15 protein-coding genes are annotated in these 15,536 nt (G+C 44.8%); 13 read left to right on the forward strand and 2 right to left on the reverse strand.

Annotation, left to right across the window (positions count from 1 at the left end):
• Both repB and repC read left to right on the forward strand, forming a co-directional pair.
• On the forward strand, positions 1–1,023 hold the full coding sequence (gene repB / locus JNC77_RS11650) for a plasmid partitioning protein RepB (RefSeq protein WP_374832659.1): 1,023 nt from the start codon (positions 1–3) through the stop codon (positions 1,021–1,023).
• Positions 1,024–1,190: 167 nt separating this feature from the next.
• Entirely contained in the window at positions 1,191–2,390 is a 1,200-nt protein-coding gene (gene repC / locus JNC77_RS11655) for a plasmid replication protein RepC (protein WP_374832661.1), read from the forward strand.
• A 70-nt stretch (positions 2,391–2,460) separates the two neighbouring features.
• Here the strand turns inward: repC and JNC77_RS11660 are convergent, their stop codons facing one another.
• On the reverse strand, positions 2,461–3,405 hold the full coding sequence (locus JNC77_RS11660; protein ID WP_374832663.1) for a LysR family transcriptional regulator: 945 nt from the start codon (positions 3,403–3,405) through the stop codon (positions 2,461–2,463).
• 319 nt (positions 3,406–3,724) lie between these two features.
• On the opposite strand from JNC77_RS11660, the gene JNC77_RS11665 reads away from it, so the two are divergent.
• The 6 genes from JNC77_RS11665 to JNC77_RS11690 all read left to right on the forward strand — a co-directional run bounded on the left by JNC77_RS11665 (position 3,725) and on the right by JNC77_RS11690 (position 8,804).
• Entirely contained in the window at positions 3,725–4,525 is an 801-nt protein-coding gene (locus tag JNC77_RS11665; protein WP_374832665.1) for a transporter substrate-binding domain-containing protein, read from the forward strand.
• Positions 4,526–4,661: 136 nt separating this feature from the next.
• Entirely contained in the window at positions 4,662–5,357 is a 696-nt protein-coding gene (locus tag JNC77_RS11670; protein ID WP_374832667.1) for an ABC transporter permease, read from the forward strand.
• A gap of 5 nt (positions 5,358–5,362) precedes the next feature.
• Positions 5,363–6,061 carry an ABC transporter permease gene (locus tag JNC77_RS11675; protein ID WP_374832669.1) on the forward strand — a complete coding sequence of 233 codons (699 nt, stop codon included), beginning with the start codon at positions 5,363–5,365 and terminating at the stop codon, positions 6,059–6,061.
• Positions 6,062–6,105: 44 nt separating this feature from the next.
• Positions 6,106–6,903: an amino acid ABC transporter ATP-binding protein gene (locus JNC77_RS11680; protein ID WP_374832671.1), complete on the forward strand. Its 798-nt coding sequence runs from the start codon at positions 6,106–6,108 to the stop codon at positions 6,901–6,903.
• Between the two features lie 57 nt (positions 6,904–6,960).
• Positions 6,961–7,743, forward strand: coding sequence for a maleate cis-trans isomerase family protein (locus JNC77_RS11685; protein ID WP_374832673.1), 783 nt, complete (start codon positions 6,961–6,963; stop codon positions 7,741–7,743).
• Positions 7,744–7,826: 83 nt separating this feature from the next.
• Positions 7,827–8,804 carry a 2-hydroxyacid dehydrogenase gene (locus JNC77_RS11690; protein ID WP_374832675.1) on the forward strand — a complete coding sequence of 326 codons (978 nt, stop codon included), beginning with the start codon at positions 7,827–7,829 and terminating at the stop codon, positions 8,802–8,804.
• Between the two features lie 111 nt (positions 8,805–8,915).
• Here the strand turns inward: JNC77_RS11690 and JNC77_RS11695 are convergent, their stop codons facing one another.
• On the reverse strand, positions 8,916–9,371 hold the full coding sequence (locus JNC77_RS11695) for an ABZJ_00895 family protein (RefSeq protein ID WP_374832677.1): 456 nt from the start codon (positions 9,369–9,371) through the stop codon (positions 8,916–8,918).
• Positions 9,372–10,037: 666 nt separating this feature from the next.
• Between JNC77_RS11695 and ugpB the strand changes: the two genes are divergently transcribed.
• The 5 genes from ugpB (at position 10,038) to JNC77_RS11720 (ending at position 15,501) form a co-directional block, all read left to right on the forward strand.
• Positions 10,038–11,342: a sn-glycerol-3-phosphate ABC transporter substrate-binding protein UgpB gene (gene ugpB, locus JNC77_RS11700; RefSeq protein ID WP_374832679.1), complete on the forward strand. Its 1,305-nt coding sequence runs from the start codon at positions 10,038–10,040 to the stop codon at positions 11,340–11,342.
• A gap of 72 nt (positions 11,343–11,414) precedes the next feature.
• Complete coding sequence (gene ugpA, locus JNC77_RS11705) at positions 11,415–12,296, forward strand: sn-glycerol-3-phosphate ABC transporter permease UgpA (RefSeq protein WP_374832681.1); 882 nt, start codon at positions 11,415–11,417, stop codon at positions 12,294–12,296.
• 15 nt (positions 12,297–12,311) lie between these two features.
• A complete protein-coding gene (ugpE, locus tag JNC77_RS11710; RefSeq protein WP_374832683.1) occupies positions 12,312–13,160 on the forward strand; it encodes a sn-glycerol-3-phosphate ABC transporter permease UgpE in 849 nt (282 codons plus the stop codon).
• Entirely contained in the window at positions 13,160–14,221 is a 1,062-nt protein-coding gene (locus JNC77_RS11715) for a sn-glycerol-3-phosphate import ATP-binding protein UgpC (RefSeq protein WP_374832685.1), read from the forward strand. The genes ugpE and JNC77_RS11715 overlap by 1 nt, the downstream gene beginning before the upstream one ends.
• 254 nt (positions 14,222–14,475) lie before the next feature.
• Positions 14,476–15,501, forward strand: a complete 1,026-nt coding sequence (locus JNC77_RS11720; protein ID WP_374832687.1) for an ABC transporter substrate-binding protein — start codon at positions 14,476–14,478, stop codon at positions 15,499–15,501.
• The last annotated feature ends 35 nt before the right edge of the window (positions 15,502–15,536 follow it).

The following is a 15,536-nucleotide window of genomic DNA, read 5'->3' on the forward strand; positions in this document are numbered from 1 at the left end:
ATGGCACGCAAAAACCTGTTTGATGTCAAAATAACCCAACCAACCGAAGCCAACGAGCCGGTTGAACAAAGAACACGTCCATTAGGACGACCTTTGATGGGACTTGGTGAAAACATCAAGCCATCCAGCCCTGTCGGTGCGATTTCACAATCATTGGAAAATATGAATGTGCGCGCCAACCGTGCTGATGAAATTGAAAAACAGCTTGCCGAAGGTCAGACAATCGTTGAACTTGATCCGGAATTACTGGAAAGTTCCTTCGTTGTTGATCGTTTAGGCGTTGAACTGGAAGATCAGCAGGCTTTGATCGACCAGATCAAAGAACATGGGCAGCAAGTGCCTATTTTGGTGCGTCCACACCCTGAGAAACCTGGCTTTTATCAGGTTGCATATGGCCATCGACGCTTATCCGCCATTAAAACAATCGGCGGTAAAATTAAAGCTGTTGTACGTGATCTCAGTGATGATCAGCTCGTTGTCAGTCAGGGGCAGGAAAACAATGCCCGTACTGATTTAAGCTTCATTGAGCGTTGCTTTTTCAGCTGGCAACTCGAACAACGCGGTTTTTCGCGTGACATCATCATGTCATCGCTTGGCGTTGATAAAGCAGCCCTTTCACGCATGATTTCACTGGTTGAGCGTTTACCGGCCGAATTTATCAAAGCAATTGGTGCAGCTCCGTCCTTTGGCCGCCAAAGATGGGCCGAACTTGCCGATTTATTGAATGAAAAACCACGTTTCAACAAAGCAAAACAGTTGATTGAACAGCAAGATTTCATTTTGTTGCGCAGTGATGACCGTTTTACTCGTCTTTACGAGACTTTAAAAACAACAAAACCACAGGAAAAGCTCACTCGCGTATGGACTTCTCCAACAGGTATTAAACCGCTGAAAATTACGGAAACAAATACAAAGGTAACCTTTACCTTTGACCGTAAGGCAGCAGATGATTTTGCGAGTTTTGTTGAAGAGCGTATGGATGCGCTTTTTGATGAATATCGTGCAACGAAAATGTCAGATTAACAGGAGACATAAACAGCAAAAGAAAAAGGCCCCCTTAACGTCGCCGTCGTGGAAGCCCTTCTCGTGTGTGGTAACTTGAGAATCGCATTTCCCCGAATCACTGTCAAGCTTTTTGAGCGTCTTTTTGGCGGCATGATTTCTTTTGCCTGATTTTAGGTGAGGAAAACATGGATTCTAATCTTGCATCGACACCATTTGGTGCTCGGCCGATGTCGTTTGCTCTTTTTTCTACACAAAAGCAAACACATCGAATCACTGAAAATACAGCTATTGATAAGTGGAAACTTTATCGCTGGCTCTGTGAAGGTAAGTCATTATTCAAAATAGGGGATCGCACCCTTGCTGTGCTTAATGCTTTATTGTCGTTTTATCCATCCAACGAATTGAGCACGGACAACAGCCTCATTGTCTTTCCATCCAACCGTCAATTATCGCTGCGTGCTCATGGCATGGCAGATGCAACATTACGCCGTCATTTAGCCAGCCTGTTGGAATGTGGTTTAATTATTCGCAAAGATAGTCCAAACGGCAAACGCTATGCTCATAAAGATAATAAAGGCGAGATAGCCAGTGCCTATGGTTTCTCACTTGCACCTTTGCTCACGCGCGCTGCCGAAATTGAAGAAGCTGCAAAAACTATTCGTGCACATCAGGCAGAAAATCGCCTCATGCGTGAGCGTTTAACGCTCCAACGTCGTGACATCACCAAACTTATCGAAATGGCTGAACAAAGTGCTCTTAACGGCCCGTGGGGAGCAATCTATAATAAATTTCGCGATATTATCAGCACCATCCCACGTCGTGCTAAAACCGCTTGTTTAGCGCAAATTGTCAAGCAGATGGACGCTTTGCGGGAAGAAATCGATAATACACTGAATTTACAGATAAAATCAGTAAAACTGAGCGGCAATGAAGCCCAAACTGAGCGGCAGCATAAGAGTTCTGAATCTGAATCTATAATAAAATTTGAAGCAGAGAATAATGCAACAATTGAACCAACTCCAGTTCAATTCAAGAAACAAATTGTACAAAACTATCCGCTAGATCTTATTTTACGTGCTTGCCCTGACATTAACGCTTATTCTGCTTGTGAAATTAAGCATTGGAATAGTTTTATTGCTATTACGAGACAGGTCAAAGGCTATTTAGGCATCAGCCAATCAGCTTTTTCAGATGCAATATCCGTCTTTGGTGAACAAAATACAGCAATTATCATTGCTTGTATGTTGCAACGTATTGATCAAATTCAATCTGCTGGCGGATATTTACGAAACTTGACCAATAAAGCGGCAACGACAAATTTTTCTATCGGTCCTATGCTCATGAGTTTGCTTAGAAATGAAAAACAAAAAGATCATATAAACTAAAACACCTGACGCTTTAATAAGGCATAATCGAACATAAGTTGCACATGAACAACTTGTGAACCTATTGATTTTACATCTTTTTTGCAGAGGCATAGAGATTTTTAGGAGAGAAGATGCCGGTTTGAGAAAATTGTTCTTGTACGTAGCGCGCAAAAATTTGCACCGCAGGACGTGTATTATGCCGCTTTAATGTAAGACAGGTGACATCAGCAGTTGGCAGTGCTTCTTCTATTGCCAAAACGACAGTTCTGCTGCCGTCATAAGCATAGCTTGTACCTGGAATTGCATTATGGATTGTATAACCATGCCCGTGACCAACAAGCCCGCGAATGAGTTCATAAGAACTTGAGCGATAAATGATTTTCGGTTCTATCTGGCAGCTGTGAAAAAGGCGCAAAAAATAATCGCGCGAGAGTGGCAGATCCAGCAGAATAAGCGGTTCATATTGAAATTCGTAGATGCTGACTTTGTCACGATAAGCCAGTGGATGATTTTCAGATACAACAATATAAGGTGGCAATCTAGTCAAAGGACTGGAATTGATCTCATCGGGTAGGGCATAGGTATAAGCAATTGCAATTTCGATTTCACCAGCCAAAAGCCCTTCGGTCAGTTCCTGCTGATTTCCTTCTTCCATCCGTACATTAATACCGGGATAAAGCTTGCTGAAATCCGCCAACAGGCTTGGCATAAACCGTGTAGCAAGCGTTAGAAAGCAACCAACTGTTATTTCGCCAGCTAATTCATGCGACAGACTTTGTGTGCTTAAATTAAAATCATAAGCATGTTTTAATAATTGACGCGCTTCATTTACAAATTTGCGGCCTGCCACAGTTAAAGAAATACCTTTGGCGTGATGACGCAAAAATATCTCCATACCAATTTGCTGTTCGGCCTGAGAGATTGCTGCTGAAATAGAAGGCTGTGAAACATTCAAATGTTTTGCGGCCTCTGTAATGCTGAGGGCATCAGCAGCTGTGACAATATATTGTAAGCTTCGCAAAGAAAGCAGCATGGTGCAAATACCGTTGTTATTATTTGATTGCACACTAGTGAAGCCTATAATTTCTTATGATGAAAGTGAAAAATTGCATAGGAAAAAACTATGTAAAAGAAAGTTTAAAAATATTTTACAAATGCAATGAATTCTTTCATGATGGCTTTCAGGTCTGGAAATGAAATTTTTGAAGATAAAAATTATCAGACCGGCATAAAGAGTAAAAAACAGGGAACGGCTTTTTAAAAGCTAATAAAATAAATATAACATATTGTATTTAATACACTTTTTGATCTTCATAAAAAGCTGATCATCATATTTCGGGGAGGAAATATAAGTGTCTCATACTCTATCAAAACGGTTTATGCCCTATTTGATCGCTTTCGGGCTTGGATGCACAACTTATGCAGCCAATGCACAAGAAAAACTGGTCTTGGGCAATGAGGGGGCTTATCCTCCTTTCAGTATGGTTGACGCAAGCGGCAGGCTCACAGGTGTCGAGCCGGAACTGGCGCGTGAAATGTGCAAGCGCATGAATGTTGAATGCGAATTCGTCGTTATGGACTTCAAAGCGCTCATTCCGGCAATCCTGCAAAAGAAGCTTGATTTAGTTGCCAGCCAAACCAAACCATTACCTGAACGTGTCGACAAGGTTTTATTTGGCCGTCCAATCCTTTTTAATCCCGATAGCTATGTTATCCCGAAAGACAAAGATTATCAATTTACCAAAGAAGGCTTGAAAGGCCTTAAAATCGGGTTACAGCGCGGTTCCGCACAAGCCAAATATGTGCAGGAAACATTCGGCGATGCGGTTGAAATTGTTTCATTCGACAATCCCGATCAAATCCGCCTTGATCTTGCCAGCGGACGTCTGGATTTAAGTTTGGGGCCTAAAATCAGCTGGACAAATGAGTTTTTAAGTAAACCGGAAGGTGAGAATTGGAAATTTGCCGGCGGCGATCTGTGGACTGGCGGAGGAGAGAAGGGCTCAAGTTGGCTGGCACGCAAAGACAGTCAGGAACTGCTTGACCGGGTCAATGCAACGCTTGATGAAATCATCAAAGATTGCACCTTCACGGAAATTCGCAAAAAATTTATGCCGGTTGAATTGCTGCCGGAAGAGGCTGCGTGCCGTTAAAACCTGATGTTTTTTATATCAGGTAAATGTTTAAAGATGGCAGCTGCGTCATAAGCCTCCTGAGGCAGATTACCTTTTGCCGTCTTTAACAATATTCATTCCATGTAACTGATGAAGGCCTGAAAAGGATTGCTTTATGCAGATTTTAGGTTTCAGCCAGCAAATGCTCACCGGCGCGATGGTGTCGCTGCAAGTGGCTGTTTGTGCTTTTGTAATGGCATTGACGATTGGTGCGGTGGCTTCTGTTTTGACCTTGAAACAGAAAACTGTTTTTGGGGCATTCTGGATTATCTATGCCTCGATTTTTACCGGTGTTCCTTCACTTCTGGTCGCTTTTTTCTTTTATTATGCCGGCTCCGACATCATTGCCGCTATAACCGGCTTGTTTGGGGCGGAAATACGGATTGACCTGACGCCGTTTATCGCCGCGATTTTGGCGCTCGGTATGGTTTATGGCGCTTATATTGCGGATTTGTTGCGTTCGGCCATTCGCAACGTGCCCAAAGGCCAGTTTGAAGCAGCTGAAGTTTTGCAAGTCAGCAAGCGTTTTTTTGTACCCTTAATCATTGTGCCGCAAGTGATCCGCATTGCACTGCCTGCTTTGACCAATATGTGGATTGTGGTGCTGAAAGATACAGCCTTAATCTCGCTAATCGGGCTTAAAGAGATCATGGCTTATGCCAAGCTTGCCTCTGGTGTCACCAAGGAACCTTTTGTCTTTTATCTAATAGCATCGCTGTTTTTCCTGCTGATGACCAGTCTGACCTATTATGTTTCCAAACATATGCAGCATTGGTCCGATCGCGGTGCAGCCGTTTACGGGAAGGATTAAAGGTCATGTATTTTGATCCCGTTCTTGCCTGGAATAGCCTGCCGTTTTTGCTGACCGCCACTGCCCGAACGCTGTCCGTGCTTATTCCGGTACTGATTCTAGGCGCGATTTTAGCCGTTTATCTGGCGGTTATCCGTGTCGAAAATCGCAAAGGCTCAGGCTTTATTGCAGTTTACGTCAATTTTTTCCGTGGTGTCCCAAGCCTTGTTGTTCTTTACATGATCTATAGCGGTCTACCGCAATTCTCGGTCATCCGCGATACATGGCTCTGGACGATTTTCTCGCAAGCCTATCTCTGCGCTTTAATGGGGCTGACCTTGACCCATTCGGCCTATATGACCGAGATTGTTCGTGGGGGACTGGCGGTTGTTCCTAAAGGTTTGACCGAAGCCTCAGCCGTACTGGGACTTTCTGAGCGCCAGACTTTCTTTCGTTTGAGATTACCATTGGCCATCCGCTATTCTTTGCGTGCTTATCAGAATGAAATTCTGATTATGATCAAAAGTACTGCTGCGTTAAGTGCGATTACCATCGTGGATCTGACGGCTGCTGCTAACTCGATCTTTGATTATACCTATGATCCGTTTACGCCGCTTTTGACGGCTGCTGCGATCTATTGGTGCCTGACCAATATGGTGCGGTTATTGTTCAGCACTGTCGATAAAAACCTCAATCGTCATTTGATTGCACATATCAACTCATGATGCAGGAGATCGTCATGCAACATATTAAATCTGAGGAGTTCAGCATGCGTCGATCAATCAAGGATCCTGATTTTGAAGCTGGATTGACGAATGAAACATTGTCAAATCAGTCTGTTGTGATCGATATGCGTGACGTGAATAAATATTATGGTTTGTTTCATGCGCTCAAAAATATCACCTTAAGCATTAAATCCGGCGATATTGTTGTTCTATGCGGGCCTTCAGGCTCGGGGAAATCAACTTTGATCCGTACCGTTAATCATCTGGAAAAGCATAATTCCGGAACCATTACCGTAAATGGTATAGAGTTGAAACATGATACAAAATCTGTGCAGGCCGTGCGCTCGCAACTCGGCATGGTGTTTCAAAGCTTTAATCTGTTTCCACATTTGACGGTTTTACAAAATTGCACCTTTGCACTGCGTTTGGCACAAAAAATGCAGAAAAATCATGCAATCGAGCTTGCCATGGAAAAACTGGCAGAAGTGAATATCGCTGCACAGGCCGATAAATATCCGGCAGCATTATCGGGTGGGCAACAACAACGTGTGGCAATCGCCAGAGCGCTTTGTTTAAAACCACCGATTTTACTGTTTGATGAACCAACGTCAGCGCTTGATCCCGAATCGGTGGGCTCAGTTTTGAAAATTATGGAGCAACTGGCGGAAACCGGTATCACGATGGTTTGTGTGACCCATGAATTGGGTTTTGCCCGGAATGTTGCTGATCATTGTGTGTTTATGGAAAACGGCGAAATTGTTGAACAGGCACCAACAGATCGTTTCTTCGCCAATCCGGAGAGTGCGCGCTTAAAGCATTTTCTGTCTCAGATACTTCATTAAAAAAGCGGCCAATGCTTAGCCGTTACATTAAATACTGATTTATGGGAGTGCATTTTAATGTCTGCGATAGCTGAAATATCGGAAAATACCCGCTTCATGCCGGATGGCGATGGATATAAAGCCAGAATTGGTCTGATTTATATGGCTTCCAGTATCGTGATGGATGCAGAAATGGCTGCAATGGCGGCTGAAGGTGTATCAATCCATACAACGCGCATCAAACTGCCGAAAGTAACGGTTGAAGGCATTGAAGCGATGATGAATGCGCCCGAATTGGAGCAGGCAGCGCGTCTTCTTGCTTCCGCTCCGATTGATGTTTTGTGTTTTGGTGGCACAAGTGCCTCGTTTTTGCATGGCACAGCCTATGATCATGGGCTGATTGCAAAGATGAAATTATGGGCGCCGGACGTTAAAATTACCACTGCTTCAACGGCAACGCTTGCCGCGTTAAAAGCAGTTAATGCAGGGCCTGTCGCACTTGCAACTCCTTATGTTGATGAAGTTCATGCCCGCGCTATACGATTTTTGGAAGAAAACGGCCATCAGGTGGTTTCACATAAAAACTTGCGCATTGATACCGATCAGGCCTTAGCAGAGGTGCCATTGGAAGAAGTTTACCGGTTGGTGCGCGAAGTGGATCATGATGATGCGACAGCGATTTTTATCAGCTGCACCAATTTTCGCAGTGTCGGGGCAATTGAAGCGCTGGAAACAGCTTTGGGCAAGCCGGTTATTTCGGCCATTCAGGCATCTTTCTGGCACAGTAGCGGTTTGGTGACAAAAGAGGGCAGTAAACCGGGCTATGGTTCATTGATGAGCAAACCGGTTATCACCGTTTAAACGATCAAAATTCTCAAATTTTCAACAACGTCACATAGTTGTGTGTGACGTCACGATGATGCTTACTTTGAAGGTGAGTTATAATGGCAAATGCTGAACGCCTGAGCGAAAGCGCAACAAATTCCGACAATAACATTGGCGCATTGCTATTTTATAGTGACTTTGACAGTCCGGACGAGTGGAAAGAAGTTATCAAGGCTGAATTGCCGGAGCTTGACTTCCGAGTTTATCCGGATGTCGGTGATCCGGCAGAGGTTAAATATATTCTGGCATGGAAGCCCTATGACGGTTTTTTCAAGGAATTTAACAATCTGTCGCTGGTGATTAATCTTGGCGCGGGTGTGGATGCATTGTTGCAGCGCACAGATTTGCCGCAAGTGCCGATTGCGCGATTGTCGGATAGCGGCATGGTGCAATTGATGAAAAGCTATGTACTGTTTGCAGTGTTGCGTTATGCACGCGACATTCCAAGTTTTGAAGCGGCAAAACGCGCCAAAAGCTGGACTTATATTCATCCGCGCCCGCTGCACCGGATTAAAGTCGGTGTCATCGGTCTTGGACAACTTGGTGGTTCCGTTGCCGCGGCATTGAGCGCCTTGAGTTTTGATGTACGCGGTTGGGATGCTTATCCGAAAACCATTGAAGGCGTTAAGGTCTTTGCGCGCGACGAATTTGATCAGTTTACCAATGATCTCGATATTTGCGTCAATATGTTGCCGTTAACACCTGAAACAACCGGTTTGCTGGGAGAAGAATTTTTCAAAAATCTTCCATCCGGCTGTCATTTCATCAATGCTTCGCGCGGTGCTGTCATTGATGAAAATGCGCTTTTGCAAGCGCTTCAAAGCGGGCATATAGCAGGTGCTACACTGGATGCTTTTTGTGTGGAACCATTGCCTGAAGATCACCCGTTTTGGGTGATGGAAAATGTGCTGATTACACCGCATTTAGCCAGCATTACCGTGCCCGAAACAGCAGCGCTTGATGTGGTTGAAAATATTCGACGTATCAATCGCGGTGAAATGCCGAAACATCAGATCAACTTCGCCAAAGGTTATTAATCTGATTGTTCCAATGATTTTTCCTCCGTCCTCAAAAAAAGAACGCTCCCGACGAACCGCACTTTTGTCAGGAGTGTTTTTTAGGGACGGGATGTTTCGTAAATGGATAGATTACTGTGCTTTTAGCTTGGCAGCATTTACTTGTTTGATGGCTTGTTTGATGCCGATCCACAAACTAATACGGATAATAAAAAGGCTGATTAAAAATAAAATGCCTGCCACACCGGCAATCAGCATCGGGCCATTATATTCAATTTCACGCATTAAGTGTTGATTGGTTGCTACGCCCAATCCCCCGATGGCTGCAAAGAAAATTATGGTAACAATGACGCACAGAACAGAGATTTTCCATATGCGTGCACTCGCAGGTGCCGTCTGTTCGCGCATTACCCAGTTGCGTGCCATTGTCATTGCAGCGGCAGCAGTAATGACAAAGCCTATTGTGGCCATTTCGAGCTGGAAGAAATAATTGATTGCCAGATACACAATAGCCATCAGTGCAAAAATGGCTGCATAAACTCCAACCAGAAATGTGGCGGAAGCGGGACGGGCTTCGGAAGAAGACATGGATACCTCGGTATTAAACTTTGATCTGTGATTTTGAATATGAATACCATTGTGGGGCAATGGCGAAATTTTGGTTTTAAATAGTGCTCGAAAGCTTTTTATGCATTCTTGTTTGAGCAGACGAGCAAAAACTAATTGCATTTATCATGATAATTGTCGTTTCCCTGCTAGTTTGACAATATCGACCAGATCAATTTGCGGGATATAATGGTGTTAAAAATGATGCGCAATTCACGATCAGTTCAAAAGAGACGGTCACGTCATTTATAGCGAGCAAACAAATGGTTACGCATTTTCTTTTTCATTTTATGAACGAAAATATCTGATTCTTAAAAAAATACATAAAATTTATTTAAAAATGACGATTGGATGAATTGCATTGAATTTCACATAAGTTATTATTATTAATGAATATTTTTGTATTATCGTTTGCGTGCAGCATTTGTGATTTCTCACTTTCAACATCTATTGGTATAATTGCCTATTGTTTTTTCGCTTTTTTTCGTATGAATTCGTATAGCTTTCGTAATGAGGAGATAATGAAGCAGTCAGTGTTCGTGTAATCCGGCCAGTGACTCATATTGATTGGTGTTATTCACGTGCATGAGTTTCGCTCTGTTTGTAGAGCTTTTTAGTGATCGCCAACTGACCTTTTGGAGGGAAGATATGCATACCCGTTTGATGACAACGACAATTCTCACCGGACTTCTGGGACTTGCACTGACCGCACCTGTCCTGGCACAAACCGAATTGGCTTGGTGGCACGCAATGGCCGGAGCCAATAACGAAGTGGTCAATGAATTGGCCAAAGAGTTCAATGAGAGCCAGAGCGAATATAAAGTCGCTCCTGTTTATAAAGGCAGCTATCCGGAAGCATTGAATGCTGGTGTTGCCGCATTCCGCGCCAAGCAGCCGCCAGCAATTTTGCAGGTATTCGATGCTGGTAGCGGTGTGATGATGGCGGCCGAAGGTGCTGTGATGCCTGTGGCCGAAGCATTGGAAAAGGGCGGCTATAAATTCGACAAATCCGCTTACCTTTCCGGTATCACCGCTTATTACTCCAAACCGGACGGTACTATGCTGTCCTTCCCTTACAACTCGTCTTCTCCGGTTCTTTATTACAATAAAGATGCTTTTACAAAGGCCGGCCTTGATGCAGAAAATCCGCCAAAGACATGGCCGGAAGTTTTTGAAGCTGCCAGAAAAATTAAATCCAGCGGTGCATCGGATTGTGGTTTCACCTCCACTTGGCTGACATGGATCCAGACCGAAAACTTAGCCGCATGGAACAATGTCTCCTACGGCAGCAATGAAAACGGTCTTGCCGGCAATGATGTGAAGCTTGCATTTAACAAAGAGCCGTTTGTGAGCCACTTCCAGTCTATTGCTGATCTGGCCAAAGAAGGCGTGTTCCGTTACGGCGGTCGCACCTCGGAAGCTAAAAACCTGTTCCTCTCCGGTGAATGCGCTATTATGACTGAATCATCCGGTGGTCTGGGTGATGTGATCAAGTCGGGCATCAATTATGGTATCGGCCAGCTGCCTTATTATGAAGGTCACGGCCCGCAGAACACCATTCCTGGCGGTGCAAGTCTTTGGGTTTTTGCAGGCCTGAGCGACGACCAGTATAAGGGTGTTGCCGAGTTCTTCAATTTCCTCTCACAGACAAAGATTCAGCAAAAACTACATGAAGTTTCCGGTTATCTGCCAGTGACCATGGAAGCCTATAAGGCAACCAAGGATTCCGGTTTCTATGAAAAGAATCCTGGCCGCGAAACACCCATCCTGCAGATGATGGGTCGTGAGCCGACAGAAAACTCTAAAGGTGTTCGTCTGGTAAACCTGCCGCAGGTTCGTGACATCATGAACGAAGAGTTTGAAGCTATGCTCGCCGGTAATCAGGATGCGCAGACAGCTTTGGATAAAGCGGTTAAGCGTGGTGATGCAGCAATTGCGGAAGCAATTCGCTAAAATGCATCATCTTTGAGCTTCTGCCGCCTGTTCTTAAAAAAACTGGCGGCAGTCTTGTTTAAAGGAGAGATCGTGCAGAAAGTTACCTTTCCCAATAAGGTTCTGCCCTATGTGCTGGTGGCACCGCAAATTATTTTAACTGTTATTTTCTTCTTCTGGCCCGCCAGTCAGGCGATTTACCAATCGTTGATGCGTGAAGATCCCTTTGGCTTGCGCAGTGCTTTTGTAGGCCTAGCTAATTTCCAAACGGTACTTTCTGATCCAAATTATCTGCATTCTTTTAAAATAACGATTGTTTTCAACGTTTTGACAACTTTGTTGGCTATGGGCGTTGCACTTTTGCTGGCGACAGCCGTTGATAAGGTAGTGAAGGGGCAGACTTTCTACCGTACATTGTTGATCTGGCCTTATGCTGTTGCACCGGCGGTGGCCGGTATGCTTTGGCTGTTCATGTTTAATCCGGCTATGGGGACACTTGCCTATTTGCTGCGTAAAAACGGCGTTTATTGGGATCCGCTTTTGAATGGTGATCAAGCAATGGGTTTGATCGTTGTTGCGGCAGCGTGGAAACAGATCAGTTATAATTTCCTGTTCTTTGTGGCGGGCCTACAGGCTATTCCGAAGTCATTGATCGAAGCCGCTGCTATTGATGGGGCGAGGGGAGCTCGACGTTTCTGGACGATTGTTTTTCCGCTTCTGGCTCCAACCACTTTCTTCTTGATGGTAGTCAACATCGTTTACGCATTCTTTGACACGTTTGGCATTATCCACTCTGTCACGGGTGGCGGGCCTGCCAAGGCCACCGAAACGTTGGTTTATAAGGTCTATAACGATGGTTTCGTTAATTTGAGCCTGGGTACATCGGCTGCACAATCGGTAATCTTGATGATTATCGTCATCGCTTTAACCGCAATTCAGTTCCGCTTCATTGAGAAGCGCGTGCATTATTCTTAGAGGAGGGCGGCTGTTATGATTGAAAAACGTCCGCTATCCAGTTTGATTGGGCATTTCATCCTGATCCTTGGGGTGATTATCGTCGCTTTTCCGATTTATTACACCTTCATCGCGTCATCGATGAGTTCGATCGAAATCATTCGCGCACCGATGTCATTGCTGCCGGGTGACCATCTGGTGGAAAATTATAAATCGGCGATTTTTGGTGGGGTGGAACGCGTTGTTGGTGTGAGCCTAGAACGCTTGTTGTGGAACACATTTGTTGTTTCCATGGTGATTGCTGTCGGCAAAATTATCGTGTCGTTTTTGTCGGCCTTTGCAATTGTGTTCTTCCGGTTCCGCTTCCGGATGGTGTTTTTCTGGATGATTTTCGTCACCCTGATGCTGCCGGTGGAAGTGCGCATTTTGCCGACTTACAAGGTGATCGTCGATCTTGGAATGATTGATACCTATGCCGGTTTGACGCTTCCCTTGATTGCCTCAGCGACTGCGACATTCCTGTTTCGCCAGTTTTTCCTGACCATTCCGGGTGAGTTGGTGGAGGCTGCGCGCATCGATAATGCAGGCCCTTGGCGCTTCATACGTGATATTTTGCTGCCGCTTTCAAAGACAAATATTGCAGCGCTTTTTGTGATCTTGTTTATCTATGGCTGGACGCAATATTTGTGGCCGCTTCTTGTCACCAATGATGCGAAAATGAATACAATTATTATCGGTTTGCGACGTATGGTCGATTTTGCCGATGCTTCCACACCATGGAATTACGTCATGGTTACAGCAATTCTGGCGATCCTGCCGCCCATCCTCGTGGTGGTGCTGATGCAGCGTTGGTTCGTCAAAGGTCTGGTTGAAACGGAAAAATAATGAGTAAAATTATTCTCGATAATGTTCGCAAATCCTATGATGGCAAAAATGATGTTATCAAAGGTGTTTCTCTGACCATTGATGACGGCGAATTTCTCGTGTTGGTCGGGCCTTCCGGTTGCGGGAAATCGACGCTTTTGCGCATGATCGCAGGCCTTGAAAGCATCACATCGGGCACAATTTCTATCCGTGATCGTGTGGTCAATGATATTGAACCATCCGAGCGTGATATTGCAATGGTATTCCAAAATTATGCGCTTTATCCGCATATGACGGTGCGCGAAAATTTGGCCTATGGTCTTAAAAACCGCAAAACCCCGAAAGCCGAGATTGAACGCCGCATTGAAGCGACATCAAAATCGCTGGAAATTCATGATTTTCTTGATCGCAAACCGCGCCAGCTATCTGGCGGTCAGCGCCAGCGCGTGGCTATGGGACGTGCGATTGTGCGTGAACCGGCAGCATTTTTGTTTGACGAGCCGCTTTCCAATCTGGATGCGAAATTGCGCGTGCAGATGCGGGTGGAAATCAAACGATTGCAACGCGCATTGGCGACCACAAGCGTTTATGTGACCCATGACCAGATGGAGGCCATGACGCTTGCCGACAGGCTGGTGGTCTTGAATGGCGGGCATATTGAACAAGTCGGCACACCGATTGAGCTTTATGAAAAGCCTGCTACGACCTTTGTGGCAACCTTTATTGGTTCACCATCAATGAATTTGTTGGCGCTTGATCAGGTTGGTAACAGTAATTTTGCGTTGAATTTGGGCGCTGGTGCTGACCTCTTAAGCAAAATCCATACAATCGGAGTTCGTCCTGAAGATGTGGTGATTGTCGATGCAGACAGCAAACCTGCATTTAAAGCGCAGGTTCATGTGGATGCGATCGAATTGGTAGGCGCAGAAAGCTATATTCACAGCCATTTAAATGATGATGTGAGCTTTATTTTCCGAGTTGCAGGACGCAGCCGTATCAATGTCGGTGACCTGCTTCATATCGGCGCCGAGGCTGAAAATATTCATCTGTTTGATCAGGACGGAAAGCGGATTAATCTTTAAAAAACAAATGGTCAGCTTGGTTTGAACAAAGCTGACTGAAAAAATAATTATACATGAATTTTAGCTGGCGGAATGTTTGTTCCGCCAGTCTTTCTGATTTGTTGTTTTTTATAAATTAGAATTTTTGAATTATTTTTTGTTAAATATGGAATTATTCTTTCGTCTCTGTTGACAGAGGCAAGATTTAGTCCAACTATTTACTCTTCGCATTAAAAGCGAGCGGCGTGGAGGCGCCGTATAAATGGGAGGATTTCATGCGTTCAACTCTTTTTGTTGCGACTTTAGCAGCCGGAGCCTCAATGTTTGCGTATTCTGCGCAAGCAGAAGGTAATCTCAATCTTATCTGTTCCGCCGATGTGGTCATTTGTGAGCAGATGAAAAACATGTTTGAGAAAGAAACCAATATTCAGGTGAATATGGTTCGTCTTTCATCGGGTGAAACCTACGCAAAAGTGCGGGCTGAGGCGCGCAACCCTAAAACTGATATTTGGTGGGCAGGGACAGGTGATCCGCATATGCAGGCAGCCTCTGAAGGGCTGACACTGGAATATAAATCGCCAATGCTTGAAGAGCTCAATGATTGGGCGGTGAAACAGGCAGAAAGTGCAGACTATCGCACCGTGGGTGTTTATGCCGGTGCGCTTGGCTGGGGCTATAATAGTGATTTGCTGGCCAAGAAAAATCTGCAACCGCCAAAATGCTGGGCAGATTTGCTCGATGCAGGTTTTAAAGGCGAAATCCAGATGGCAAATCCAAATTCGTCAGGCACTGCCTATACCGCACTTGCAACACTTGTGCAGATTATGGGTGAAGAGGAAGCTTTTGATTATATGAAGAAGCTTAATGCTAATATTTCACAATATACCAAGTCAGGTTCAGCACCGGTTAAATCGGCGGCGCGCGGTGAAAACGCTGTTGGTATCGTTTTCATGCATGATGCGGTTTCAATGACAGCGGAAGGCTTCCCGATTGTGAGTGTGGGTCCGTGTGAAGGTACTGGCTATGAAATAGGCTCAATGTCGATCATTAAAGGTGCGCGCAATCTCGAAAACGCCAAGAAATGGTATGACTGGGCGCTGAAAGCGGACGTACAGTCTACAATGAAGGATGCAAAATCATTCCAGCTTCCTTCTAATAAAAATGCTGAAGTACCTAAAGAATCCCCGCGTTTTGAAGATATTAAGTTGATTGATTACGACTTCAAAACCTATGGCGATCCGGAAAAGCGCAAACAAATCTTAGAGCGCTGGGATCGTGAAATCGGCGCCAACGCCAACTGATGAAAGAGTAAATATCTGACCGCAGCTTTTTTAAA

It is taken from the genome of Paenochrobactrum pullorum (assembly GCF_041929845.1).
In the GTDB taxonomy this organism is placed as follows: Bacteria; Pseudomonadota; Alphaproteobacteria; order Rhizobiales; family Rhizobiaceae; genus Paenochrobactrum; species Paenochrobactrum pullorum.

What these genes read in the sequence shown, in the direction of transcription:
- repB (WP_374832659.1), top strand. Translation starts at nt 1, where the DNA reads ATGGCACGCAAAAACCTGTTTGATGTCAAAATAACCCAACCAACCGAA.
- repC (WP_374832661.1), top strand. Translation starts at nt 1,191, where the DNA reads ATGGATTCTAATCTTGCATCGACACCATTTGGTGCTCGGCCGATGTCG.
- JNC77_RS11660 (WP_374832663.1), bottom strand. Translation starts at nt 3,405, where the DNA reads ATGCTGCTTTCTTTGCGAAGCTTACAATATATTGTCACAGCTGCTGAT.
- JNC77_RS11670 (WP_374832667.1), top strand. Translation starts at nt 4,662, where the DNA reads ATGCAGATTTTAGGTTTCAGCCAGCAAATGCTCACCGGCGCGATGGTG.
- JNC77_RS11675 (WP_374832669.1), top strand. Translation starts at nt 5,363, where the DNA reads ATGTATTTTGATCCCGTTCTTGCCTGGAATAGCCTGCCGTTTTTGCTG.
- JNC77_RS11680 (WP_374832671.1), top strand. Translation starts at nt 6,106, where the DNA reads ATGCGTCGATCAATCAAGGATCCTGATTTTGAAGCTGGATTGACGAAT.
- JNC77_RS11685 (WP_374832673.1), top strand. Translation starts at nt 6,961, where the DNA reads ATGTCTGCGATAGCTGAAATATCGGAAAATACCCGCTTCATGCCGGAT.
- JNC77_RS11690 (WP_374832675.1), top strand. Translation starts at nt 7,827, where the DNA reads ATGGCAAATGCTGAACGCCTGAGCGAAAGCGCAACAAATTCCGACAAT.
- JNC77_RS11695 (WP_374832677.1), bottom strand. Translation starts at nt 9,371, where the DNA reads ATGTCTTCTTCCGAAGCCCGTCCCGCTTCCGCCACATTTCTGGTTGGA.
- ugpB (WP_374832679.1), top strand. Translation starts at nt 10,038, where the DNA reads ATGCATACCCGTTTGATGACAACGACAATTCTCACCGGACTTCTGGGA.
- ugpE (WP_374832683.1), top strand. Translation starts at nt 12,312, where the DNA reads ATGATTGAAAAACGTCCGCTATCCAGTTTGATTGGGCATTTCATCCTG.
- JNC77_RS11715 (WP_374832685.1), top strand. Translation starts at nt 13,160, where the DNA reads ATGAGTAAAATTATTCTCGATAATGTTCGCAAATCCTATGATGGCAAA.
- JNC77_RS11720 (WP_374832687.1), top strand. Translation starts at nt 14,476, where the DNA reads ATGCGTTCAACTCTTTTTGTTGCGACTTTAGCAGCCGGAGCCTCAATG.